The sequence below is a fragment of the Enterococcus sp. AZ101 genome, assembly GCF_050499005.1.
Lineage (GTDB): Bacteria > Bacillota > Bacilli > Lactobacillales > Enterococcaceae > Enterococcus_L > Enterococcus_L ureilyticus.
The window spans coordinates 784,708-809,275 of the sequence record NZ_JBMHEZ010000002.1; the positions used below are offsets into that span (position 1 = coordinate 784,708).

General features: G+C 35.9%; 21 protein-coding genes. All 21 read left to right on the plus strand.

Annotated elements, in window-relative coordinates; translation table 11 throughout:
• The first annotated feature begins 194 nt into the window (after positions 1-194).
• The 21 genes from glgB to IGJ50_RS13130 all read left to right on the plus strand — a co-directional run bounded on the left by glgB (position 195) and on the right by IGJ50_RS13130 (position 24,401).
• Positions 195-2,084 (plus strand): 1,4-alpha-glucan branching protein GlgB, encoded by a 1,890-nt coding sequence (gene glgB / locus IGJ50_RS13030; protein WP_429950790.1) that lies wholly within the window; start codon positions 195-197, stop codon positions 2,082-2,084.
• A gap of 108 nt (positions 2,085-2,192) precedes the next feature.
• Positions 2,193-3,335, plus strand: a complete 1,143-nt coding sequence (locus IGJ50_RS13035) for a glucose-1-phosphate adenylyltransferase (RefSeq protein WP_069638657.1) — start codon at positions 2,193-2,195, stop codon at positions 3,333-3,335.
• Positions 3,325-4,479 (plus strand): glucose-1-phosphate adenylyltransferase subunit GlgD, encoded by a 1,155-nt coding sequence (glgD, locus tag IGJ50_RS13040; RefSeq protein WP_429950791.1) that lies wholly within the window; start codon positions 3,325-3,327, stop codon positions 4,477-4,479. Before IGJ50_RS13035 ends, glgD begins: the two co-directional genes overlap by 11 nt.
• Positions 4,476-5,906, plus strand: coding sequence for a glycogen synthase GlgA (gene glgA / locus IGJ50_RS13045; RefSeq protein ID WP_429950793.1), 1,431 nt, complete (start codon positions 4,476-4,478; stop codon positions 5,904-5,906). Before glgD ends, glgA begins: the two co-directional genes overlap by 4 nt.
• Before the next feature lie 383 nt (positions 5,907-6,289).
• Positions 6,290-8,194 carry an endonuclease MutS2 gene (locus IGJ50_RS13050; protein WP_429950795.1) on the plus strand — a complete coding sequence of 635 codons (1,905 nt, stop codon included), beginning with the start codon at positions 6,290-6,292 and terminating at the stop codon, positions 8,192-8,194.
• Positions 8,195-8,342: 148 nt separating this feature from the next.
• Positions 8,343-9,053 (plus strand): tRNA (adenine(22)-N(1))-methyltransferase, encoded by a 711-nt coding sequence (locus tag IGJ50_RS13055; RefSeq protein WP_429950797.1) that lies wholly within the window; start codon positions 8,343-8,345, stop codon positions 9,051-9,053.
• On the plus strand, positions 9,043-10,161 hold the full coding sequence (locus IGJ50_RS13060) for a Nif3-like dinuclear metal center hexameric protein (protein WP_429950800.1): 1,119 nt from the start codon (positions 9,043-9,045) through the stop codon (positions 10,159-10,161). The genes IGJ50_RS13055 and IGJ50_RS13060 overlap by 11 nt, the downstream gene beginning before the upstream one ends.
• A 22-nt stretch (positions 10,162-10,183) precedes the next feature.
• Positions 10,184-11,413: a peptidase T gene (gene pepT / locus IGJ50_RS13065; protein ID WP_429950803.1), complete on the plus strand. Its 1,230-nt coding sequence runs from the start codon at positions 10,184-10,186 to the stop codon at positions 11,411-11,413.
• 196 nt (positions 11,414-11,609) lie between these two features.
• A complete protein-coding gene (locus IGJ50_RS13070; RefSeq protein WP_069638651.1) occupies positions 11,610-12,521 on the plus strand; it encodes a diacylglycerol/lipid kinase family protein in 912 nt (303 codons plus the stop codon).
• 76 nt (positions 12,522-12,597) lie between these two features.
• Positions 12,598-12,894 (plus strand): DUF1294 domain-containing protein, encoded by a 297-nt coding sequence (locus IGJ50_RS13075; protein WP_069638650.1) that lies wholly within the window; start codon positions 12,598-12,600, stop codon positions 12,892-12,894.
• A gap of 12 nt (positions 12,895-12,906) precedes the next feature.
• Positions 12,907-13,953: a lysylphosphatidylglycerol synthase transmembrane domain-containing protein gene (locus IGJ50_RS13080; protein ID WP_069638649.1), complete on the plus strand. Its 1,047-nt coding sequence runs from the start codon at positions 12,907-12,909 to the stop codon at positions 13,951-13,953.
• A gap of 261 nt (positions 13,954-14,214) precedes the next feature.
• Positions 14,215-14,583: a GntR family transcriptional regulator gene (locus IGJ50_RS13085; RefSeq protein ID WP_429950806.1), complete on the plus strand. Its 369-nt coding sequence runs from the start codon at positions 14,215-14,217 to the stop codon at positions 14,581-14,583.
• Positions 14,580-15,278, plus strand: coding sequence for an ATP-binding cassette domain-containing protein (locus IGJ50_RS13090; protein ID WP_069638647.1), 699 nt, complete (start codon positions 14,580-14,582; stop codon positions 15,276-15,278). Before IGJ50_RS13085 ends, IGJ50_RS13090 begins: the two co-directional genes overlap by 4 nt.
• Positions 15,279-15,604: 326 nt before the next feature.
• On the plus strand, positions 15,605-15,976 hold the full coding sequence (locus tag IGJ50_RS13095) for a hypothetical protein (RefSeq protein WP_239574073.1): 372 nt from the start codon (positions 15,605-15,607) through the stop codon (positions 15,974-15,976).
• A complete protein-coding gene (locus tag IGJ50_RS13100) occupies positions 15,977-16,708 on the plus strand; it encodes a hypothetical protein (protein WP_429950808.1) in 732 nt (243 codons plus the stop codon). It begins immediately after the preceding gene.
• A 3-nt stretch (positions 16,709-16,711) separates the two neighbouring features.
• The gene (locus IGJ50_RS13105) at positions 16,712-17,626 is read left to right on the plus strand and encodes an ABC transporter ATP-binding protein (protein WP_069638644.1); all 915 of its coding nucleotides are present in this window, start codon (positions 16,712-16,714) and stop codon (positions 17,624-17,626) included.
• A 1-nt stretch (position 17,627) separates the two neighbouring features.
• A complete protein-coding gene (locus IGJ50_RS13110; RefSeq protein ID WP_429950810.1) occupies positions 17,628-18,440 on the plus strand; it encodes an ABC transporter permease in 813 nt (270 codons plus the stop codon).
• 279 nt (positions 18,441-18,719) lie between these two features.
• Complete coding sequence (locus IGJ50_RS13115) at positions 18,720-20,162, plus strand: APC family permease (RefSeq protein WP_429950812.1); 1,443 nt, start codon at positions 18,720-18,722, stop codon at positions 20,160-20,162.
• A 284-nt stretch (positions 20,163-20,446) separates the two neighbouring features.
• Entirely contained in the window at positions 20,447-21,994 is a 1,548-nt protein-coding gene (locus tag IGJ50_RS13120) for a hypothetical protein (protein WP_429950814.1), read from the plus strand.
• Between the two features lie 855 nt (positions 21,995-22,849).
• On the plus strand, positions 22,850-23,563 hold the full coding sequence (locus IGJ50_RS13125) for a YcjF family protein (RefSeq protein ID WP_069638639.1): 714 nt from the start codon (positions 22,850-22,852) through the stop codon (positions 23,561-23,563).
• 127 nt (positions 23,564-23,690) lie between these two features.
• On the plus strand, positions 23,691-24,401 hold the full coding sequence (locus IGJ50_RS13130) for an SDR family NAD(P)-dependent oxidoreductase (protein ID WP_204638587.1): 711 nt from the start codon (positions 23,691-23,693) through the stop codon (positions 24,399-24,401).
• The last annotated feature ends 167 nt before the right edge of the window (positions 24,402-24,568 follow it).

Sequence of the window (24,568 nt, forward strand, 5' to 3'; positions counted from 1 at the left end):
ACTAAATTTAGTTTTACTTGGGGTTCTATTTATTTTGATGTTCCAGAGGTCTATTTCTTTCTTTTTTTTTATTTTGTTGTTAGATTTAAGATAGTGACACTCAGAATTATTTAATAAATCGTTTTTGGCTACAAGATAATGTTGAGCGAATGAACGTTAACTCGATTCACAGTTTGAAAAAGCGAGGGCTGCCGATGTCTGATAAAAAAAGTTCAATCGAATTATTTGAAACAGGTGAAAATTTTTATAGTCAAAATTTCTTTGGCTGTCATCAAACAGAGCAAGACAAGCAAAAAGGGTGTATTTTTAGAGTTTGGGCGCCCAATGCTCAGAATGTCTGGTTAGTTGGCGATTTTAACGGCTGGGATCGCTCATTATTATTGAAGAAAGTAGTACAGGTCGGTGTCTGGGAAATTTTTACTATAAAGCCAAACGAGGGTGATTTTTATAAATATTTAGTGAAGCAGGCAGATGGGCGAGAAGTATATAAAATAGATCCATTTGCTATCGCTTTCGAAAAACGTCCGAATAATGCAGCAGTGATCCAGAGATTACCTGAGAAGCAATGGCATGATGAGGTTTGGCAAAGTCAAAACAGTCAAGGAACACATTTTGACCAACCCTTGGCTATCTATGAAGTACATGCAAGTTCTTGGCAACGTGAAACAGATGGAACACCGTATACGTTTGGACAATTAAAAGAAATCTTGATTCCTTATGTTAAAGAAATGGGCTTTACTCATATTGAGTTTATGCCGTTGATGGAGCATCCTTTAGGCGAATCTTGGGGCTATCAGTTGACCGGGTACTTCGCACTATGTGCACATTATGGAACGATAAGTGAGTTTCAAGAGTTCGTGGAGGCGTGTCATTTAAATAATCTTGGTGTTTTGGTTGATTGGGTGCCAGGGCATTTTTGTGTTAACGATGATAGCTTGGCTTATTTTGACGGAACTCCTCAATTTGAATACACCGATCCGACTCAGGCGGAAAACATTCGTTGGGGCGCACTTAATTTCGATTTAGGAAAGCCACAAGTCCAGAGCTTTCTGATTTCTAGTGCACTATATTGGATCGAGCTATTTCATATTGACGGGATTCGAGTAGATGCTGTTTCGAATATGTTGTATTTAGACTATGATGAGGGTTCTACTAACTTGAATGCTGACGGGAACAATCGTAACTGGGCTGGTTTCTATTTTTTACAAAAATTAAATGCTGTAGTCAAATCGATCCATCCCAATGTGATGATGATCGCCGAAGAAAGCTCAGCGGAAACGAAAATCACTGGAATGCTGGAAAGTGGTGCTTTAGGTTTTGATTACAAATGGAATTTAGGATGGATGAATGATACCTTGCGTTTTTATGAAATGGATGCTGCCTTCCGTAAATCTAATTTTCAACTCCTTACCTTTTCATTTATGTACATGATGAATGAACAGTATATTTTACCATTCTCTCATGATGAAGTGGTTCATGGGAAAAGAAGCTTGATGCATAAAATGTGGGGGGATCGGTATAAACAATTTGCTCAACTACGTAATTTATATGTCTACCTGATGACGTATCCCGGGAAAAAATTATTATTCATGGGTAGTGAATGGGGGCAGTTTTTGGAATGGAGATATGATCAACGTTTAGAATGGACAGATCTTGCGGATGAAATGAATGCTAGTATGCAGCAGTTCACCAAACAGCTGAATCTGTTTTATAAAAAAGAAAAAGCCTTATGGGAATTGGATCATCTGCCGCAATCTATTGAAATCATTGATGCTGATAATAGTGAAGAGACAATTCTAAGTTTTATTCGTCAAGGAAAAAAGGACACTGGTTTTTTGATTATTGTGTTAAATTTTGCTCCAGTTGAAAGACAAAATTTCGCGATTGGTGTCCCGTTTTCTGGCACATATGAAGAAGTACTTAACACAGAGTTAAAAGAATATGGCGGTACATGGACTAAAGGAAATCAAACAAGTTACACAACGAAGCAATCGTTTAAAAAATTTTCTTATCAAATCCAAACAATCGTCCCTTCATTGGGGGCAATCATCCTAAAACCTCAAAAGATCGACAGGAGAAGTTAAAAGCATAATGGATTTTTTCAAAGAAAAATCAAAACAAAGAGGCTGTTTGACCTGTACACAGAAAATCACTTTTGAAAGGGGGCAGGGTGCAACGTCACCCGAAACAAAATGAAAACAGAAATGCTTGGAATGATTTTAGCAGGAGGACAAGGAACTCGTCTAGGAAAGTTAACCAAGAATATAGCCAAACCAGCTGTGCCTTTTGGCGGTAGATATCGTATTATTGATTTTACCTTAAGTAACTGTGTCAATTCAGGCATCAAAAATGTCGGTATCGTGACTCAATATCAGCCCTTAGCGTTAAATAATCATATTGGGAATGGTTCTAGCTGGGGGTTGGACGGCATTGATTCTGGTGTGACGATTTTACAACCGTTTTCAAGTTCGGACGGTGAGAAATGGTTTGAAGGTACGGCCCATGCTATTTATCAAAATATTGCGTTTATTGACCAGATGGACCCTCAATATGTCTTGATTTTATCTGGGGATCATATTTACAAAATGAATTATGAAGCAATGCTGGAAGAACACATTGCCAATAACGCTTCATTAACGGTAGCAGTGATTGAGGTTCCTTTGAAAGAAGCGTCACGTTTTGGCATCATGAACACAGATGACAATCAGCGAATCATTGAATTTGATGAAAAACCTGCGGAACCGAAAAGTAATTTGGCTTCTATGGGGATTTATATCTTTAACTGGGGCCGGTTACGCAATGTATTGCTAGATAGCTATTCTAAAGATGGACAAATGCTGGATTTTGGAAAACATGTGATTCCTTCGTATTTAGAAGCTGACGAAAATGTGTACGCCTATCATTTTGACGGGTATTGGAAAGATGTTGGAACGATCGATTCTTTGTGGGAAGCGAATATGGAATTTATTGGTTTAGAGAATGCGTTGAATATGAGGGATAAAAACTGGCGTATCTACTCTAAAAATAATATCTCACCACCACATTTTATTACTAAAACAGCTTCAGTCAAAACTTCGTTGATTGTTGATGGCTGTTTTATTTCAGGAACGATCACAGATAGTATTCTTTCAACTGGCGTAAAAGTAAAGAGCGGATCAACTATTGAAAACAGCGTGATCATGCCAGGAGCAGTTATTGGTAAAAATGTCCAAATCAAGAATGCAATCATTGGTGAGAACGCAATTATTGGTGATAATTCAGTTGTTTACAATGAAAATGAAATTGAAGTGATCGGTTATTCTGAAGTGATTGGAGTGCAAAGTGATGAAGACTAAAAAAATGTGTACTATTTTAGGGAATGTCTCAACGTTTGAAGGATTATCGCCATTAACTGAAAATCGTCCTTTAGACACACTGCCTTTTGATTGTAAATATCGACTGATCGACTTTCCTCTTTCTAGCATTGCAAATGCAAATATCAACTCGATTTTTATGATATTCAATGAAGGTGAGACACGGTCTGTATTTGATCATATCGGTGGTGGGAAAGAGTGGAATCTCGATTCACTGCAAAATAGTTATTTTGTTTATTTTTATCAGGATTTATTAAAACAAAAAGCGCAAGGCTTGCCTTATTATGCTTCAGTGATTGACTATCTAGCAAAATCAGAAGCAGAATATACTGTTTTTATGGGAAGTAATATGCTGAGTTCGATCGATCTTCGGGCGGTCTTGACCTATCATCGCGCACACAAAAATAAAATGACCGTTGTATATAAAAAAATGGACCCTACAAAACTATTCGCAGAGGATCAAATTCTTGATGTCGATTCTGCGGGAAATGTTGCACAGGTAAAAACTTTTGCACAAACGTTTGAAAAAGAGGAGCGTTTAAATCTGTCGATGAATACCTACATTGTCCAAACTAAATGGCTGATGGACCAACTGAGAATCGAACAAAAACAGGATGGAACGACCACTCTTCATGGACTTTTGGCAGAAAAAGTAGTTCCTATTCAAGCGTCAGCGTATGAATATACAGGCTATTTAAGTAATATTCAGGATGTTCCTTCCTATTATCAGGCGAACCTAGATATGTTGACTGAAAAAAAATTCAACGACTTGATGTACAAAGGACAAAAAATATATACGAAACGTAAAAATGAAGTACCAACCTATTATTCAGAAGCTTCCAAAGTAACCAATAGTCAGTGTGCCACAGGGTGTATTATTGAAGGCAGCTTAGAAAGCAGTCTCATTTCAAGAAGAGCAATCATTAAAAAGGGCGCTAAAATCAAACAAGCGATCATTATGTCAAATGCTCAGATCGAAGAAGATGCAGAGATCAGCTATGCCATATTGGATAAATATGTGACAGTAAAACCAGGTGTTAGAATTATTGGAAGCGCACAAAATCCTGTGGTAATCCCCAAAAATCAAGTGGTTGAAAATGACGTTATTGGAGGACTGGAGTTATGAATATCCTATTTACATCGGCTGAGTGTGCGCCTTTTTTTAAAACAGGCGGATTAGGGGATGTAGCGTTTGCTTTACCGAAAGAACTGGCTAAAAAAGGGGCAAAACTTGCGGTTGTTTTGCCCTATTTTACTAAAATGCCTGAAACATTTAAAGCACGATGTGAAACATTTGCCGATTTTTATGTTGAGGTTGGTTGGCGCCATCAAGTATGTAGCGTGAAGCGTTTGATCATGAATGATATCACCTATTACTTTATCGAAAATGCTTATTATTTTGATCGTGAGACGTTATATGGTTATGAGGATGATGGAGAGCGCTTTGCCTTTTTTTCTTTGGCGATCATTGAAATGTTAAACAAACTGGAAAGCATCCCAGATATTATTCATGTAAATGATTTTCATACAGCGATGATCCCTTTTTTATTGAAGGAAAAATATCAATCCGTTAAAACTTATCAGCCAATCAAAAGCATTTTAACCATCCATAATATTGAATTTCAAGGAGCGTACAGTCGAGAGTTGTTATCTGATTATTTTGGAATGGATCCTGTTCTTTATAAAAATGAATTTAATGAGTCGCTCAATTATTTGAAAGCTGGGATACTTTATGCTGATCGCGTGAATACAGTCAGCCCCTCATACGCAGAAGAAATAAAAACGCCTGAGTACGGGTTTGGCTTAGATGAAGTTTTACGTTTAGAACAAGCAAAGCTAAGTGGCATTTTGAATGGAATTGATTATGAACTGAATGATCCAAAGTCCGATCAAACGATTCCAGCTAAATTTTCAATAGAAGATTTAGCTGGAAAAAAGGCCAACAAACAAGTTTTGCAAAAAAAACTGGGACTTTCTGCGCATGAAAATGTGCCGTTGATTGGAATCGTCAGTCGATTGACTAATCAAAAAGGGTTTCAATTAGTCGTAGATAGTTTAACGAAATTGCTAGACAAAGAGATCCAGTTCGTTATTCTAGGAACAGGTGACGCTGAAATTGAACATTCTCTTACAGCGTTTTCAAAACGTTATCCAGATAAGTTCAAAGCGGTCATCACTTTTGATGTAGCCTTGGCCCAATTGATTTACGCCGGCTCTGATTTATTTATGATGCCGTCTTTAACAGAACCTTGTGGCCTTTCACAAATGATTGCCATGCGCTACGGCACACTTCCTATTGTACATGAGGTTGGCGGTTTAAAAGATACGGTGATTCCTTTCAACCCAATCACGAAGGAAGGAACAGGTTTTGGTTTTTCTGCTGTTCGTTTTGAGGACTTGCTGTCTAGTACTAATCTTGCAATCGATTTATATCAGCACGATCAAGAAACCTGGCAGCAACTGATGAATGCTGCAATGAGAAAAGATTTCAGTTGGGAAAAGTCTGGTCAATTATACTTAGAGGTCTATCGAAAGTTACTTCAACTATCCTAACTTATGATTGCATAATGGAAGTTTATGATTGACGAGTCTGTAAAACCAAGGTATACTTTTAGCGAGAAATGAATAGTCAAAGAAAATTATGAGGTGTTTTTGTGAGTGTAAGTATCTAACTTAAGGAAATGAATAACTGAAGAAACAACCATTTTTAGATGGCTTCTTTAGTATACCTAAGTTGATACCTATCTTAACTCATAAAAAATGCTTGATAGACTGTAATATAGCTATCTTTTATTGATTGATTATTGAGGGATGAAGGGCACACTTCGTCTCTTTTTTTATTTTTTTAAATTAATAAAAGCAATGCAGTGAACAAGTAAAATCTTTGTCTTATTCAAAAAGATGGGTATCTATCAATTAAAGAAGGAGAGATACACGTGAATCAAGAAACTTATACAAAAACACAATTTAATCAAATCAAAGAAAAGCTAATCACTTATGCCATCAGTTACTATGGCAAAAAACGAATCTGCGCGCTACAACCTAGCACTCGCATAGAGGTTGTAAAAAAGCGTCTGCAGGAAACAGCTGAAGCGAAAGCGTTGCTTATGGCGAATTTACATGTTCCATTTATGGGGTTAAATAATATTGAACACTTGACGAATCAAGTCGAAAAAGGATTTATATTAGAGCCAAACGAGTTAGTCAATTACGCTGACTTTCTTAGAAGCAGTCGATTAATTCAAGCGTTTATGCAAAAAAATCAATTTATTGCGCCGCTTTTAGCTAGATATAGCGGTTCGTTGCAGTTATTTTCGGATATAGAAAATCAAATTTATCAGGTTATCCGCAATAATCAAGTGGAAAATGATGCGAGTCGTACGCTGCGTAAAATTCGTAGAGCGATTCAGGAGTGTGAAAAGGAAATTGAGTCAAAGTTACATGCCTTTCTTCGAAATAGTCAAAATAAACCAAAAATTCAAGAAGCAATGATTGTAAGGAAAAATGAACGGTACACAGTACCAATCAAAGCAAGTTATAAAAACCAAATATCAGGGAATGTGGTAGATACTTCAGCAAAAGGTACAACAGTCTTTATTGAACCTTTATCAGTAGCCAAGCTAAACGACAAATTGTATCAGTTGAAAATGGAGGAAGCAACAGAAGTCTATCAAATTTTATTTGGACTCACAGGGTTGATTGCAGAAAAAATGTCGTCGATCCAGTCAAATCTAGAAGTCGTTGCGCAATATGATATGATTTTTGCAAGAGCCAAATACAGTCGAGAAATAAATGGTATCGAACCTACTGTCAATCAAGACGGAATTATCGAATTTGTCAATGTAAAACACACTTTATTAGGTGAAGCAGCAGTCCCTCTGAATGTTTCGCTAGGGAAAGAATACCGCGGTTTAACAATTACTGGACCTAACGCTGGCGGAAAAACAGTTGTATTGAAAACGATTGGTTTGATCTCATTGCAAACGATGATTGGTGTCCAAATTATTGCAGAACCAGGAACGAATATTGCGATTTTTGATCAAATTTTTGTCGATATTGGGGATCAGCAGAGTATTGAAAATGCACTTAGTACATTCTCAGGCCATATGCACAATATTTCTGTAATCTTGGCGAAAGCAAAGCAAAATAGCTTGATTTTATTAGACGAAATTGGGAGTGGAACAGAGCCAAATGAAGGAGCTGCCTTAGCAATCGCAATTATGGAAGCTTTCTATAAAAAAGGGAGTATCATTATTACAACCACTCATTATGGAGAAATCAAACGCTTTTCCGAGCAACATGAAGACTTTCTAACAGCTGCAATGGCATTCGATTCGGAAAATTTAACACCAAAATATCAACTGATTTTAGGCCAAATAGGAGAAAGTAATGCCTTTTGGATCGCGAATAAAATGAATTTAGACAAACAAGTGGTCAAACAAGCACAAAATTATTTACATGACCGCAATTATTCAACAAAAAAAGAGCCGTTCCATCACAAAATCAGAAGACCAAAAGAGCGAACGAAATTTCCCACATATGAAAAAGGTGATCGCGTATGTTGGACAGATAAAAAGAAAAGTGCTTTAGTCTACGAAACAATTGAGATGAGCGATGAGATAGTCATTTTTATAGAAGATGAAAAAATCAGAGTCCATAAACGTCAGCTAAAACTAGAGCAAAGTGCCAAAGATCTTTATCCGCCAAATTATGATTTGGAAACGTTGTTTGAAGACTTTCATGATCGCAAAAAAATCAGAGACTTAGAACGTGGATCAAAAAAAGCGCATAAACAATTAAGAAAAGAAATGCAGGAAAGACAAGGAAAAAAGGAAGAATAAGTTTTTCTTATTGATAAAGAGAGGCTAGCAGAGTAGGAGCTATTTTAGTACAGTAGCGTTCCATCTTTTGATAAAAGCGAAAATACCTGCTTTCAAAGTTTTCAACCTCATTTTACAATGGTATAATAGCGACGGAGGAAATTGACGAATGAATGAAAATCAATTATCAAAACGTTTGGCACGCGTGGGGGAATTAGTCCCTGAACAAAGCCGTTTAGCAGATATTGGATCGGATCATGCGTATTTACCTGTTGCATTAGTTTTACAAAAAAAAATTAATTTTGCGGTAGCTGGGGAAGTTGTTAAGGGTCCTTTTGAAGCAGCCAAAAAACAAGTGAAAAAAAATGGTCTGAATGATCAAATCACTGTTCGCTTAGCAGATGGTATAGATGCTGTTGAAGAGACAGATAAAATCACGGCTGTCACGATTTGCGGCATGGGTGGTGTGTTGATTCGTGACATTTTAGAAGCAGGTTGGAAGAATCAACGGCTGCAAGGCAATGAGCGCCTAGTTTTACAACCAAATATTGGGGAGAAGCCATTACGTGATTGGTTGACAGTCCATGGCTATACAATCATCGATGAAGATATTCTGGAAGAAAATAATAAAATCTATGAAATCATCGTAGCTTGTAGACAAGAAGTGAGAGTTGCTTATTCTGAAAAAGAGCGCCTTTTCGGGCCCATTTTACTAAAAAAACGGTCTTCTATTTTTCAAAGAAAATGGCAAGGTGAAGTAAAACAACGTGAAACTATTTTAGCGCAACTAGCCAAAGCTTCTGGTGATCAGCAAGCTAGAATCCAACAAATAGAAAAAGAAATCACTGAGATCAAGGAGGTTTTATCAAATGAGTCTTGATGGAAATGTATTTATTGAACGGTTTGAAGCGTATTGTCCCCAGTGGCTCGCTGAAGCAGGAGATCCTGTAGGGTTACACATCGGTACATTGAATAAAAAACTAAATCGAGTTTTAGTAACATTGGATGTTCGTCCAGAAGTCGTTGCAGAAGCTATCGAAAAGCAAGTTGACTTGATCATTGCAAAACACCCACCTATCTTTAGACCAGTGAGACGCTTAGATACAGATGATTTACAAACGAAAATGTATGCGGATTTACTAAAGCATGATATCGCTGTTTTTGCAGCACATACCAATATGGATATTATTGACAATGGATTAAATGATTGGTTTTGTGAACTTTTAGGGATTGAAGATACGACCTATTTAACTAAAACCCATACTGTTGGCTATAAAAAATTAGCTGTTTTTGTTCCTATAGACGATGCAGCGAAGATGCGCAAAGTGTTAGGGCAAGCAGGGGCAGGTCTTCAAGGGGATTATACAAATACAAGCTATTCATTGATCGGAACAGGCAGATTTACACCGGTTATGGGCGCTAATCCAACACTTGGTACGATCGGTCAAGAAGAGGCTGTACAAGAAGCAAAAATTGAAGTGATCTTTCCAGAAACAATCGAAACACAGGTCATCAAAGCCATGTTAGCCGCACATCCTTATGAAGAACCAGCTTATGATGTGTATCAAATAGAAAATATTACCAAAGAGTACGGTTTAGGACGAGTGGGACAATTAAAAAAGGCAGTTCCATTAAAGGAGTTTGTCTCTACGATCAAAGAAGTTTTTGACTTAGAGGGATTACGAATTGTAGCAAAAGACGAGACAAAAATGATTCAGCGTGTTGCAATTTGCGGGGGCAGTGGTGAAAAATTTTTCCGCGATGCCATCAAAAAACAAGCAGATGTTTATATCACAGGCGATGTCTATTATCATACGGGACATGATATGTTGACAGAAGGCTTATCTGTGATCGATCCTGGACATTATATCGAACAATTATGTAAACCAAAGTTGGTCGAACTATTCAATCAGTGGAAAAAAGATTATAATTGGGATGTAACCTTTATCGAATCAGAGGTCAATACGAATCCGTTTAAATTTAGATAATGTGGAAAGAAGGAATCTACTCATGTATGAGAATTTATTACCGCGTTTTTTACGCTATGTAAAAACAGAAACACGTTCTAATCCAAAAAGTCAAACAACCCCGTCAACGCAAACGCAAGTCGCTTTTGCACAAACGTTGAAAAAAGAATTGGAAGAGATCGGGATGAGCGATGTTTTATATAATGAAAAAAATGGTTTTGTGATCGCTACTTTACCCAGTAATGTAGACAAAGAAGTTCGTTCAATCGGATTTATCGCTCATATGGATACGGCTGATTTCAATGCTGTTAATGTCAATCCGCAAATTATTGAAAATTATGACGGTGAATCAACGATCAAACTAGATAGCGAAGGGAAATTTACATTAAATACTACCGACTTTCCTAATCTAAAAAATTATACGAATCAAACCTTGATTACAACAGATGGTACAACGCTCTTAGGAGCTGATGATAAATCAGGGATCGCTGAAATCATGACTGCAATGGAAATTTTGATCAACAATCCATCTATCAAACATGGGACGATACGTGTCGCATTTGGTCCTGACGAAGAAATTGGTGTTGGGGCGGATAAATTCGACGTAGAACAATTTAACGTTGATTTTGCTTATACGATGGATGGCGGTCCAGTGGGCGAATTACAATATGAAACCTTCAACGCAGCGCAAGCAGAAGTAACGATTCAAGGAAAAAATGTCCATCCTGGAACGGCAAAAGATACGATGATCAATGCCTTACAATTAGCGATTGATTTCCATAACCAATTACCGCAAAATGAAGTGCCAGAAAAAACAGATGGCTATGAAGGATTCTTTCATTTAGCGCAAATGAGCGGTACTCCGGAAGAAGCACAAATGACATACATTATTCGTGATCATGATCGTGAAAAATTTGAAGCACGCAAAGCCTTGATTCTTAAAATTCAAGAGATCATCAACCAACCATTCGGTCAAGAACGTGTTCAAATCGATCTTTTTGATCAATATTACAATATGGGCGAAGTAATTGAAAAAGATATGAGTATTATTGAATTAGCTAAAAATGCTATGATCGAACTCAATATTGAACCGTTGATCGAACCTGTTCGTGGTGGAACAGATGGCTCAAAGATTTCGTATTTAGGGATTCCAACACCGAATGTTTTTGCTGGTGGTGAAAATATGCATGGGCGTTTTGAGTTTGTTTCATTACAAGCGATGGAAAAAGCGACGGATGTCATCGTTAAAATTGCAGAATCTAATGCTAAGTAAAAAGTGTAACTAGTGATAATAATAGTAAAAATTGAAAAGAGGGAGTAAAGTTACAGGTAGTGACTTACTTCCTGTTTTTCTGTCGAGGTTGAACGAGTCCAGTTCACTTTTGCTTTGAAATACAGCATAGTGAATAAAATGATGTTGAGAAATACAAAGTGAAACATTGTTACCATTTATATAAGGAGGAACTTAGATGGAAAATGTAATGATTCTTTTTAATGAAACATCTGGTAAAGATAAAGGGAAAGAATTAGCGAATCAGTTTGTCGATTATGCGAAAAATCATGGACATGCGGAGACTCATTTTCTATTAGAACAAGTGGGGCCGGATTGTGACAGTCGCAAAACAGTTGAAAAAGCGAAGTCTGAAAATATTGATACATTGGTATTCATCGGCGGCGATGGGACAATCAATCACAATGTGGCAGATTTTAAAGACGAATTACCCCATCTAAAAGTTGGGTTACTACCTGGTGGCACAGTGAATAATATGGCTAGGGTTTTAGGAATACCAGTAAAATTTGAAGAGGCGGCTGCTGTTATTTTAGAGGGGGCAACTAGAAAAATCGACTATGGTATGATCAACCAAAAAGTCATTATTAGTACAATGACAATCGGACTTTTAGCTGATACTGCTGCCCGCATCAGTCAGAAAGAGAAACAAAAATATGGCAAACTTATTTTTGTAAAGAATTTTTTTAAATTATTGGCCAAAAAGAAGCGTTATCGTTTAGATATCAAAACGGAAAACGAACAGTGGCAGGGGAAAACGCAGTTGGTTACCGTCACGATGACCAATTCAGTTGGAGGGTACACAAATTTTGATGCTTCTGCATCGCCTGATGATGGTTTGTTTCATTTAACAATTTTACCCAAATTGAATTTTTTTAAGTTGGCTTTTTATTTACCAAAAATCATTTTAGGTAAAATCTATGAAATTCCTGGGTTAAAGTATATAACTGCATCAGAGATATCAATTAAAAGCATTTCTGAAAAGAAAGTCGGTACACGTGTAGATGGAGATCCTAGTGAGAATTTACCTATTCAGATGAAAATGATTAAACAGGGGTTGACTGTGTTTGTGCCAGCTTCTAAAAACAATTGATTTTTTGTTGAATTAACTTTACATTGCATACTCTTTCAAGGTATCCTATAAGGAGTTTAATTCAGGAGGAAAAAGGATGAGTGGGTTGTTGAAGCATTTACCATGGATCTATTTAGTCATCGTAAATGGATTTGAATTTTTTGCAATGTATTTTGATAAACAAAGAGCGAAACAAAAAAAATGGCGTATACCTGAATTCGATCTTCTTTTTATAGGACTGATTGGAGGAGGAATTGGTGGCTTGCTGGCGCAACAGCTCTTTCATCATAAAACGAGAAAATTTCGCTTTTATTTTATCTTTATTTTTGGTACACTTGTGACTATTGCAATTATTTATTTTAGTTATAAAAGAGAACCGCGAATACATTTTTAGTGGGGAGAAACCATGAAAAGTAATTCTAAAGCAAAAATTTTCTTGAATATTGGCTTGTTGGCGATTATGATCGGCGTGATCATTTATGTGATGGATAATTCCCTCAGTGATATATTTGCTCAATTAATGAAAACAAGCTGGATCGTTGTCGGTTTAGTCATTTTATTAGGCGTCATCTACCAAATTGTCGAAGGCCGCTCGATCAAAGAAATCGCGTCTTATTTTCAGAAGGATTTTACAACAAAAGATGGCTTTTTTACATCTTGTTATGTTGCATTTTATCGTGTGATCTCCTTTGGAACAGGAACGCTTCTTTCAGAAATTTATTTCTATAAGAAAAAAGGCTTGGCTGTTTCTCAAGGCGTTGGTGTGACCGCTTTGCATATGATTATGTATAAGGTTGCTGTGATTTTCTTATCAGTCCTTGGCTTGATTTTCCAGTTTTCCTTATTTTATGAGCGTGCACCTAAAATGATCCCTTTTATTTTAATAGGTGTCGTCTTGACCTTTGTCATCATTTTTTCATTGCTTGTTCTTTCAAGCAGCATTAATCTCCAAGTTTTTCTAATCAAATGGACAAACAAATACTTTAAACGAAAAAAACTACGCGATTGGGTAGACAAATGCAATCTGCAAATCTACTCTTTGAGAGAAACAGTTCAGACAATTACGAAAGATCGTTCTGCTATGCTTCGGATTTTTAGCTGGAATGTTGCAAAGCTTATTTTTTGGTATGTGATTCCTTATGTCGTATTAGTTGAGAATCATCCAACGATCGATTTTCTATTAGTCGTCTCTTTTACCAGTTTTGCAGTTATTTTATCGGGCGTATTTCCAACGCCTGCTGGTATTGGACCATTTGAATTTGTCTATCTCTTGTTATTCAAACCTTTAGTTGGAACGGTTGATGCAGTCTCATCTTTACTTTTGTATCGTTTTGGGAGTTTTGTCTTACCTTTTCTGATTGGTTTTGTTTTCGTCGTGATTCAAAAAAGAAAAGATATAAAATCAGACCTTCATGCAGTTAGGGAGGAAAAACAAAAAACATTAGAAGAATAGCAAATTTGACAAAATTTAGACTGTTCTATGAATTTGAGTTTACTCTAAGAGAAAAAGGTATTGGACAAGAGCTTTAAAGCAATGTCTAGTGCCTTTTTTTGTGGATCAGAAAAGTTATAGCGTTCTTTAGATAAATATTAGAGCAGTTGGTTTTACTCAATCTTTTTCTACGTATCAAAAAAAAGATTGTTTTTTTTTAAGTATTGGTGTACTATCTAACTAGAACACTAGTGGAGAGTGAAGGGAATTGGAGGTAAAGTCATGGATTTTCTTACAGACCGACCGATTTATTTACAGATAATGGACTTTATCACGCAGCAAATTATTTCAGGAAAATTAGAGCCTGGAGCAAAAGTGAAAGCTGTCAGAGAACTAGCTGTTGCATTAGCAACAAATCCAAATACTGTCCAGCGAGCTTTACAAGAATTAGAGCGTGAGGGTATTTTATTTTCTAAACGCGGATTGGGGCGTTTTGTAACAAAAGATACTGAAAAAATCAGCCATTTACAAGATCAGGCAGTAGGACAAGTGATTGAAACTTTTTTTGCTGAGATGAAAAAATTTGGTTGGACACAAGAACAAGCGAAAGATCTACTACAGGAGTATGTCGAAAGGGAGAACGATTTATGAATGATTTAGTGAAAGTAGAGCAATTAAGTTATCGTAAAGGAATGAAGCAAATTTTTAATGCATTGGATTTTTCTATTCAATCAGGGAAAATTATCGCCTTGATTGGTGAAAATGGTTCTGGAAAAACCACAATCATGCGATTACTAGCAGGTTTAGCATTGAATTGGAAAGGTCAGATTTTGATTGATGGCTGTGTTGTTGGAACAAAAACAAAATCTTTTGTGGCTTATTTAGAAGATAAAAATAATTATCAACCTAATCAGCGGTTAGAAGAAATTATTTCATTTTATGATCGTTTTTATACAGACTTTGATAAGCGAAGAGCCTATGAATTATTGCGCTTTATGAACCTAAGTGAATCAGAAAAAATCGGCAATTTGTCAAAAGGGAATGCGGAAAAGTTTGCTTTAAGTATGACCTTAGCAAGAAGAGCAAAGTTATATTTACTGGATGAACCGTTAAGTGGTGTTGATCTGTTATCAAGAGAAAAAATTATTCAATCTTTATTGCAGTGGTTTGAAGAAGACAGTTCGATCATTATTACCACGCATCAGTTAAGAGAAATCGAAAATATTATTGATGAAGTCCTGTTTTTGCGCGATGGCAAAATCATTCTTCATGAATCCTTAGAAACGATGAAAGAAGTCAAACATAAGGATTTAGAAGCATTATATCGTGAGGTGTACGAAATATGACCCATTTATTTCGATTATTTTATTCAAAGACACTGTTCTTAGCTTACGGAGTGTCTTTATTCATTAGTTTTTTAATGGGTTTGGCCAATGTTTATAGTGGTAGACAGCAGTCCGTTGATTTAAGTTTCGCACTCTTTCTATTTTCAATTATCCTTTATTTTATTCTATTTTTTGTGTTGGAATCAAACCGTATCTATCAGTTTTTTCGAACATCGGATTTTCGGTTACTACCTATTAGTACCAGGAAGTTGTATCGTTGCAATTTATTATTTAGTGGGATCGTCGGAATTGTTTTTTTTATAGGAACGTTTTTGGTAAGTGTGATTATGAACTATACAATTATAAACATCCCGTTTCAAATTGGGATCACGTGGAGTGGTATAATCGTTGCTGCTATTGATATTTTCGTGTTGTTTTTAATTGTTCAATTTCTCGTTTATCTATCATCAACAGCTAAGTATTTTGTTCAAAAAAGATATCGGTGGATTTTGGAAATTGTCCTATTTATTGTGTTTTGGATTTTATTCGAGTGGCTTTTAAGTTTTGGGTTTGATCTATTAGAAGGAAACATGTTGCATTACTTCGGATTAAAAGATAATGTCTATTCTAAAGTGATTGTTCAGCTGATTTCAGCGTGTATTTACTTTAACCTTAGTATTTGGGTGATCGATCGATATATGGAAGCAGGTGATCGCTAAATGTATCAGTTGTGGAAGGAATATAGTAAAGAAAGTCGTCAATTTTGGTTTTTTAGTATGGCTGGTTTCTTATTTTTAAGTGGGTATATGATTTACAAACTAGGAATCAAGCAAATCCATATACAAGGCATCTCTCAAGTTGTTTTAGTGGCCGTTTTTTTCTTCTTTTTTGCACAGTTTATTTGGGAAATGTATAGGCAAATCAAGAGTTGGAAAAATAGTCAGTATCGTTTACTGCCCATTAGTGAAACCAAATTTTATTTCAGTAATATCCTATTTAGCTGGCTTACAAGTACGATTTTTCTGTTTAGCTATTATTGCTGCTTAGTTGGCTTGGTGTTTCTTTTAGATCACCAAGTACAAATGTCGCATTTTCAAGAGTATTGGAAACACCTTTTAATTGTTAGTTATTTTTTCTTATCTGCATCGGTTTATATTCAGCTGGTTTATTTATTAAGTAGTGGGATCAGTATGAATGCGCCAAACAAATTACAAAAAGGATCGAAGTATGTTCTCTTTGTCCTGTTGATAGGGGGAGAGATGACGGTTAGTGAGCAACTATTGAGCGGCTATAGGAAGTTAGCCTTTATCAAGAGCCATCAGTTTAAAATCACGTTAGGATATATTCCGTTGTATCTTGATGATTTAGTGTTTGATTTTGTGTTCGTCGGTATATGTATTGTGCTTAGTATTTTTATCTTAAAAAAATATATTGAAGCGGAAAGAAGGTAAATGATGGAAAAACAACAAGTATTAGAAGTGAAAAATATTTCAAAACGCGTAGGGAAAAAAATGATTATCAATGATGCTTCATTTACAGTTGAACGTGGAAAAGTCACTGGCTTGTTAGGACCTAACGGCGCTGGTAAAACCACTATTATTCGTATGTTGGTCGGATTGATGAGTCATGATGAAGGGTCAATTAGGATTGATAGTCAAGTTTTATCAACGAACTTTAAAGAAGCGATGACACATGTTGGGGCAATTGTTGAAAATCCAGAGTTTTATAATTACATGACAGGGATGGAGAATTTAAAACAATATGCGAGGATGGCGCCAAAAACAATCACAGATGACAAGTTAAATCAGGTGATTCGGAGTGTTCATTTGGAAAACAATATAGATCAAAAAGTGAAAACCTATTCTTTAGGAATGCGTCAAAGATTAGGTGTAGCACAAGCTATATTACATCAGCCGGATTTGCTGCTTTTGGATGAGCCGATGAATGGATTGGACCCAAAGGGAATGCGTGAGTTTCGTGAGATGATTCAAAATCTGAAAAACCATGGTGTAGGCGTTCTGATTTCAAGTCATCAATTAAGTGATATGGAGTTATTATGCGATAATTTAGTAATTGTACAAAAAGGTGAAATCACATACGTGGGGCCAATGGACAATCCAGAAGAAGAAAGTAAGCTCATTGTCTTATTGGAGACAGATAAACAAGAGCAAGCACAGACGATCTTACTAGCAGACCATTATAATGTAACTGTAGCAGGTAGCTATCTTAAAATCGAATTGAACGAAGATACTAGAACAACGCTTGTCAAACAATTAGTTGACGCTGGTATTGGCATCAAAGAGTTAAAAGTCCATGTAGATTCTCTAGAAGAGAACTTTTTACGCTGGACAGAAGATGGAGGATTATGACATGAGCATCTTGATAAAAAATGAATGGACAAAATTGATCAAAAAAAAATCAGCCTGGATCATGTGGCTGCTATTAGTTGCTATGACGTTTGCGCTCACATTCTTAGTGAGAACAACGGCGAAATCTGAAAGTGGCGAAGTGATGATGAAAGCCAACGATTTATTTGCAAGTTTGACTGAAATGACGTCATTTCTGAATTTATTTATTGTTGTTGTTGCCGCATCAATCGTTGCGGAAGAATTTAGTCGGGGAACGATTAAATTTTTACTAATCCGTCCTTTCACGAGAAGTCAAATTCTTTTTTCAAAATTTGTTGTCTGTTTGATTTATGCGCTGATCGGAACTGTGATTTTGTATATGACCAGTTTAGTATCCGCTAACCTGTTGTTAAATAGTCAGTCTCCTTTTACTGTTGTTAAGGGATATCATGGTTGGAATGCGTTGACTGTTGCAGGTGCTTATGCAGGGGCAAATCTCTTGCTTATTCTTTTGTATGTTACAATTACTTTATTTATATCAGCGGCGATTCGTTCTCAAAGTTTAGCAGTAGGTGTGGGGTTAGGTGTTCTATTTGGCAGTAGCATCATCAATTCTTTTTTAAATGTTGTGATGGCAAAATACCAGTGGCTGAGATGGAATCCCTTCAATATGCTCAGTATCAAGAACACAATTATGGAAAAAATGGGATCGGAAATCAATTCTCCGGCATACTTGAATTTTTGGCAGATGGCTGGCGGAATTTGCGTGTATAGTGTACTTATTTATTTAGCAATGCAGCAGCTGTTCAAGAAAAGAGATGTTTCGTTAAATTAATTGTTTATCCCGTTGAATAACCATATTCTCATGTTAAATGAGAATATGGTTATTCATTAGATCGTGAAAAAATGGCTGAAACTTTGTGTAATCAAGGTTTTAGTTCTTTTTTTTTGAAGAGTGTAAATTTTTTTATTAGAGAAAATAGAAAGTTTCTTTTTTTATCTAATAAATTACTGATAAAATCGATATTTATACATGTGAATGCTTGTTTAAACCCTTAAAAATGATTATGATTAGAAAGAAATTTTATACTTAATTATGATAAGGAGTGGTTTAATGGAACAAAAGCAATTAAGATGGTTCACTGTTGGTCTGATCGCTTTCAACATGGTTTGGGGCTTAGGGAATGTCGTGAATAACTATGCACAACAAGGGATTTCTGTTGTGACATCTTGGGTCTTGATTTTGGTCTTATATTTTATTCCCTATGCATTGATCGTAGGTCAACTGGGCTCAACGTTTAAAGATAGCAGCGGCGGAGTTAGTTCTTGGGTTCAAAATACAAGTACAAAACGATTAGCCTATTATGCTGCGTGGACGTATTGGGTGGTGCATATCCCCTATTTGGCACAGAAACCTCAATTAGTTCTGATTGCATTTGGTTGGGCGATCCAAGGAAATGGTAATATTGTCAATAATTTTTCTGTTGTGGGGATTACCTTGATTTCATTAGCTATTTTTCTAGTGTTCTTACTCCTATCGACAAAAGGGTTGATGACACTAAAAGTAATTGGCGGGATGGCGGGAACCGCGATTTTCGTCATGTCTATGCTGTTTATTTTGCTAGCAGTCGGAGCACCAATGATGAATTCTACTGTTGAATTTGCAACACCTCATATGAACAAGATCAGCACGTATATTCCAAAATTCGATTTTAGTTATTTTACCACGGTTTCCATGCTGGTATTTGCGGTTGGCGGAGCTGAAAAAATTTCACCTTATGTCAATTCCATGAGAAATCCAGCGAAAGAATTTCCTAAAGGAATGATTTTTCTAGCTGCCATGGTTGGAGTGTCCGCTGTTTTAGGTTCGTTTGCGATGGGCATGTTGTTTGCAAGTAATAATATCCCAGAAGATTTAATGGCTAACGGTGCTTATACAGCGTTTCAATTATTGGGAGAATATTATGGTGTGGGGAATTTATTGATGATCATTTACGCCATTACCAATGGTATTGGTCAAATTTCTGCTTTAGCATTCTCAATCGATGCACCTTTACAAATTCTTTTAGCAGATGCAGATCCTGACTTCGTACCAGCTTCTTTACGTAAGAGAAGCAAAAAAGGGACATTGGTAAACGGATATTTACTGACGGGTATTTTAGTTAGTATCATTATCGTCTTGCCGATGTTTGGGATTGATAATATTAAAGAGTTAGTCAAATGGTTAACGAACTTAAACTCTGTTGTGATGCCAATGCGTTATTTATGGGTATTCTTTGCTTATATGATGTTGAATAAGGCATATAAAAACTACACATCAGAATATAAGTTTATTAAAAATCCGAAAATTGCCTTTGGTTTTGGGTTATGGTGTTTCTTATTTACAGCGTTTGCTTGTATTTTAGGTATGGTACCAAAAATTGATTTTGCGGCTGATCCTAAAGCGTGGTTCTTTCAATTAGCGTCTAATGTGATAACACCTGTTGTGTTGATTTTATTAGGAATGATCCTGCCAGCTTTAGCTCGTCGTGATAAAAAGAAAGCTCAAATCAACTAGTTTAAAGAGAGAAAAGACTCGATAGGAGTTTCTTCTCTCTTTTTTTAGTGCGACAAATAATCAATTCGTTTTACGAGAAAAAAGACTAAAATCGCTAAATAAATCATTTGCTAAAATTATATTAAGGTGTTTAAATTCGAATTTAAATATCCTGTTTTTCTTTTAATTACGCATTTTTAGAAAAAAATGAGAACATTTTTCCCTTTTTATCGGTATAATAGAAGGGAAGTCTGTTCTTTTTTCTAAAAAAATGATACGATTTATAAAGGAAAAAATATGAGGAAGTGAGAACGATTAGTAAGCGACAACGTCAAACAGAAAAAGAAGAAAAAACAACCTATCTTTGTAAAGAAGTTGATCCAGATTATTTAGGTCGTGAAATTTATGCCGATAATGTAGATACGCCCTACTCATTTTATTTAGTTCGAAAGTTAAACCTAGCGAAAGACTATCAAAATTTAGCCGAAGGTGAAGCTTTTTTTGACGCAATTTGCGATAGCTGGGACGAAACAGAAGAATTTGAAGAGTTAGTCGTTAAAAAAATCTATATGTATGTTGAAACTGAAATGATGTACTATACCTTGCATATGGGAAGTTTTGAACCAACACGAAGAGAACTTCGTATGAACTTGAAAAAATGGTTCGAAGAGATTAGCTTAGAAAAACAAGAACGTTCTCTGATTTATAAAGGAGAAACTGGGATAAATTCTGGAGAAGTGCAAGGTATGATGAAGCAAATGCTTGAGACTTCAAATGAGATTTTCCGTCTACGCAAAATGATCACTGATTTAACTGATACAATCAATCAGGGGAAAATCGAATTGCATGCAAGTAAAAGTGATCCCATCATCTCTCGAAGTATTCAAACGATCCATCTTAAACGGGCACAACCGTTAGTAATTGAAGAAAGTAAAACGGAAGATGCTAAAGTTGTGACAGCCGATGTCGATGAAGTGATAGATGTAGCTGCGCAATTGGTTGATAAAGACACTCATGAAACATCTGTTACAATTACACCAGTGACAGAAACAACAGGTGAGCCAAAGGAAGTAGTAGGAGAAGAACCGGAAAAAAAGTTGGAGAACGAATTGGCGAAAAAACCAGTTCAAGAAGATTTCCAAGCCGAAGAAGATCCTACAGTTTTTCCAATCAAAGAACCAGAAAATGAGAAACAGACCAAACAAGCTTCTCCTATGAAAAAAGGACGTCATTCAATCAAGTTGAAACGTGAACAGTTAGAAAAAGAACAAGTAATCCAATCAGCGGAAGCAAAGACCTCTGCGGCAAACGTTGTGAAAAATCAACCGTTAGATCTTAGTTTGCTCGTTTTTAAAAAGAAAAAGACGCAAAAAGCAACACCAAGTAATTGGCCGCGTTTTTCGAAACAACTAAAAGCAAGTAAAGGGCTAATAGCACCAGCAAAAATTCCCAATTTTTCCAAAAGTGAAATGGAGAATTTAGAAGATGAAATTTACTTGTGTTTTATGAACAAGCGAATGCGTTTAGGAACAAAGAAAAATGCCGCTCAGAAGAAAAGTATTTTACGCTCAGACTTACTTGCACAAATCAATCAAGCAGAATATTTAAATTATTCGTGGGGGCAAGTTCTAAGACAACGCAAAGAAGATGTCATGATTTGTGGACGTTTAAGTTGTGGTGGATTAGTTTCGTCTTTAGATGAATTTTTACAGGAAATGCGAGAAATTGCTTATAGCCGTTCTCTATTCGGTAAGAAAGTTCGTTGTTCCGTTGATTTACTACGGCGTTTAGAAGGGTATATTTTAATGGATCAGTACATGCAAAATCTAAGCATGGTGCCAGTTGAAAAATAAGTTTAAATAGATGAAGTAGGAACAGGTTAAGTTTCTACTTTATCTATTTTTTTGTAGAAACCATTTAATGAAATTAGATCAAATTGGCAGGCTTGGAAGATTGATTATAGGTGCTGTTAAGTGGTATAAATACATTTTTTTCAAGCGACCGGCATGGTATCTGAACCTGATGATAAGGAGAATCGACATAAAAAGTTGGTACGTTATAAAATGAATTTTGTTAGTAATGATTCGCTTTTTTGATCAATCCGTGACTGAAAGTTTAGGTAACTCGGTAGGAGAAAACGGTGTAACAGATAGAACTCCACTGGAAAATTTAAGTGGGTTAGACTATTTTCCTAAGTTTAAAGACTTATTAATACGAAGTGTTGTATCCATGGGTGATTATACTCCAATTAAAAAATGGATAGAAGAGAAATATTTCTTATAACTAAATAAGGAATATAACGCCATTATCTAAATTGATTGTAATAAATCATTTTGTCTTGAATAATAACACTCTTTCTGATGTATCTCCATCACAGAATATGACAGTGGGGAGGGGAACTTATTTTAACGGGTAATTTACTCGATAATTTATCATCTGTGCGCTATTTAAGCTACTATTTTTAATGAGTAATCTGCTAAATTAGTGTACACATGATTATATTATAGTAAAGAGTTACATGAAAGAAATATATAAAATAAATAGATTGAACCGTTGTGATCGTAGCGATGTCGCTGTGTTTATCTTTCCCTTTTTTTATAACGAGCAAACTATCGAATCAAAAGTGCTGAGCTTTGGTAAAATAAGATTTCTAATGTATGATTAGTATATAAAAAAAAGGATAAACCATCATAACGGAGGTAATTGGGATGAAGAAAATCTTTAAGAAAAAAACAACTGATGACAAAAATTCAGACTTAAAAAAAGCGGCAAAACGTCTTTCTGAAAAAGAACAGAAATCTGTAGATGCAGATGAAAAAGAATTTGACTCTTTTTTTTCTGAAGTAATAAAAAAATTCCCTCAAAAAACAGCATCAATTATTTTAAATAGTTATGGGAAATCAAAAAAACGTGCTGAAAATATAGTGTCAAAAAGTACAAGCCAATTTGATCGCATTTTTGATGAATTTTTAGAAGGAGTGGATGATGATACACGTAAAAAATGTCACAAAACAATCCATGCAGCCTCTTTAACAGCTGCAATCGTGGGGTGTTCACCGATTCCCTTTTCTGATGCATTGTTGCTTGTTCCTATCCAATTAACAATGATGGCTCGTTTGCATAAAATATTTGGACAATCTTGGTCTGAAAGTATGGGCAAAAGTTTAGGAAAAGAAATCGTAGTCGTAGGTTTGGGCAAAAGTGCAGTTGGCAATATAATAAAGCTTATTCCCGCAGTAGGTACGGTCGCAGGCGCTGCAATCAACGCTACGGTTGCAAGTACAATCACAGAAACATTGGGATGGGTGACTGTGAAAATGTTGAACGACGGAGAGGATATCTTCGAACAAACAATGACCTTTAAAGGACAATTTAAAACGTTATTTAATGCTGTGCAAAATTCTAGTAAAAAGTCAAAATAGAATGTGGACATAAGTGATGGTTGAGTAAAATAATCTAGTCCAATACTGATTTAGTTTATTGAAAAGAAGCTTGTAAAGGTATCCAGTAAGAGATAAGGTAAACACGTATAAAGGGAGGGAAATAAAATTGAAAAAGATAATTGTAACGGGTGCTGGTGGAGGGCTCGGAACGGCTATTTGCGAAAGAAGCGCAAAGGAAGGGTTTGGTATTATTGCAATAGATATTAATGCGGATTCATTAAAGTCACTTGACCATTTGCCTGATATTGAAACTAAAATTCTTGATATTAGCAATTATAACGAAGTACAAAGTTTTTTTACGCAGTTAAAAGAGGATGAGTCTATCGTAGCATTGGTGAATAACGCAGGGATTTATAATGCGCTAAGTCTTCTCGAGTATGATGAGGAAATGATGGATACTCTATTGAATGTCAATATCAAAGGTCCCACGATTTGTTCAAAGTTCTTCATTCAACATTTACAAGCAAATAATCGTAAGGGAAAAATCATCAATATTTCTTCTATTTCAGGGCAAGAAGGAAGCTCAGATGCCCTATATGGACTGTCAAAAGCTGCAATTATCGGACTCACTAAAAGTCTGGCGTTACGTTTTTCTCCCACTGTTTTGGTTAATGCTATTGCACCAACGATGATCGAAACAAAAATGATGGAAAAAATTCCAGAATGGCGAAAAGAAGAGTATCAGGCACATCACTTGATCAAAGAGCCGATAACGGCTAAAGACGTTGCTAACACGGTACATTTTCTTTTATCAGATGAGAGTAGCCATTTTACGGGCGCTACCTTTGATTTAAACAATGGCGGTTATTTGAGATAAAGATGAATTTAAAAAAGCTACGAGTTTTTTAGTATTGTCCATCGATGCAAAAATCATTATGGGTATCAGTAATGTTATGCTAAAAAAACACGTTTTGCACCATTTTTTCCAGTTCTCTTTCTTCTAATCATTATTGATGTTGGCAATTTGCTAGTGAGTTATTTTAA

Coding starts and splice junctions, on each gene's coding strand:
- glgB (WP_429950790.1), top strand. CDS start 195: ATGTCTGATAAAAAAAGTTCAATCGAATTATTTGAAACAGGTGAAAAT.
- IGJ50_RS13035 (WP_069638657.1), top strand. CDS start 2,193: ATGAAAACAGAAATGCTTGGAATGATTTTAGCAGGAGGACAAGGAACT.
- glgD (WP_429950791.1), top strand. CDS start 3,325: ATGAAGACTAAAAAAATGTGTACTATTTTAGGGAATGTCTCAACGTTT.
- glgA (WP_429950793.1), top strand. CDS start 4,476: ATGAATATCCTATTTACATCGGCTGAGTGTGCGCCTTTTTTTAAAACA.
- IGJ50_RS13055 (WP_429950797.1), top strand. CDS start 8,343: ATGAATGAAAATCAATTATCAAAACGTTTGGCACGCGTGGGGGAATTA.
- IGJ50_RS13060 (WP_429950800.1), top strand. CDS start 9,043: ATGAGTCTTGATGGAAATGTATTTATTGAACGGTTTGAAGCGTATTGT.
- pepT (WP_429950803.1), top strand. CDS start 10,184: ATGTATGAGAATTTATTACCGCGTTTTTTACGCTATGTAAAAACAGAA.
- IGJ50_RS13070 (WP_069638651.1), top strand. CDS start 11,610: ATGGAAAATGTAATGATTCTTTTTAATGAAACATCTGGTAAAGATAAA.
- IGJ50_RS13075 (WP_069638650.1), top strand. CDS start 12,598: ATGAGTGGGTTGTTGAAGCATTTACCATGGATCTATTTAGTCATCGTA.
- IGJ50_RS13080 (WP_069638649.1), top strand. CDS start 12,907: ATGAAAAGTAATTCTAAAGCAAAAATTTTCTTGAATATTGGCTTGTTG.
- IGJ50_RS13085 (WP_429950806.1), top strand. CDS start 14,215: ATGGATTTTCTTACAGACCGACCGATTTATTTACAGATAATGGACTTT.
- IGJ50_RS13090 (WP_069638647.1), top strand. CDS start 14,580: ATGAATGATTTAGTGAAAGTAGAGCAATTAAGTTATCGTAAAGGAATG.
- IGJ50_RS13095 (WP_239574073.1), top strand. CDS start 15,605: ATGAACTATACAATTATAAACATCCCGTTTCAAATTGGGATCACGTGG.
- IGJ50_RS13100 (WP_429950808.1), top strand. CDS start 15,977: ATGTATCAGTTGTGGAAGGAATATAGTAAAGAAAGTCGTCAATTTTGG.
- IGJ50_RS13105 (WP_069638644.1), top strand. CDS start 16,712: ATGGAAAAACAACAAGTATTAGAAGTGAAAAATATTTCAAAACGCGTA.
- IGJ50_RS13110 (WP_429950810.1), top strand. CDS start 17,628: ATGAGCATCTTGATAAAAAATGAATGGACAAAATTGATCAAAAAAAAA.
- IGJ50_RS13115 (WP_429950812.1), top strand. CDS start 18,720: ATGGAACAAAAGCAATTAAGATGGTTCACTGTTGGTCTGATCGCTTTC.
- IGJ50_RS13125 (WP_069638639.1), top strand. CDS start 22,850: ATGAAGAAAATCTTTAAGAAAAAAACAACTGATGACAAAAATTCAGAC.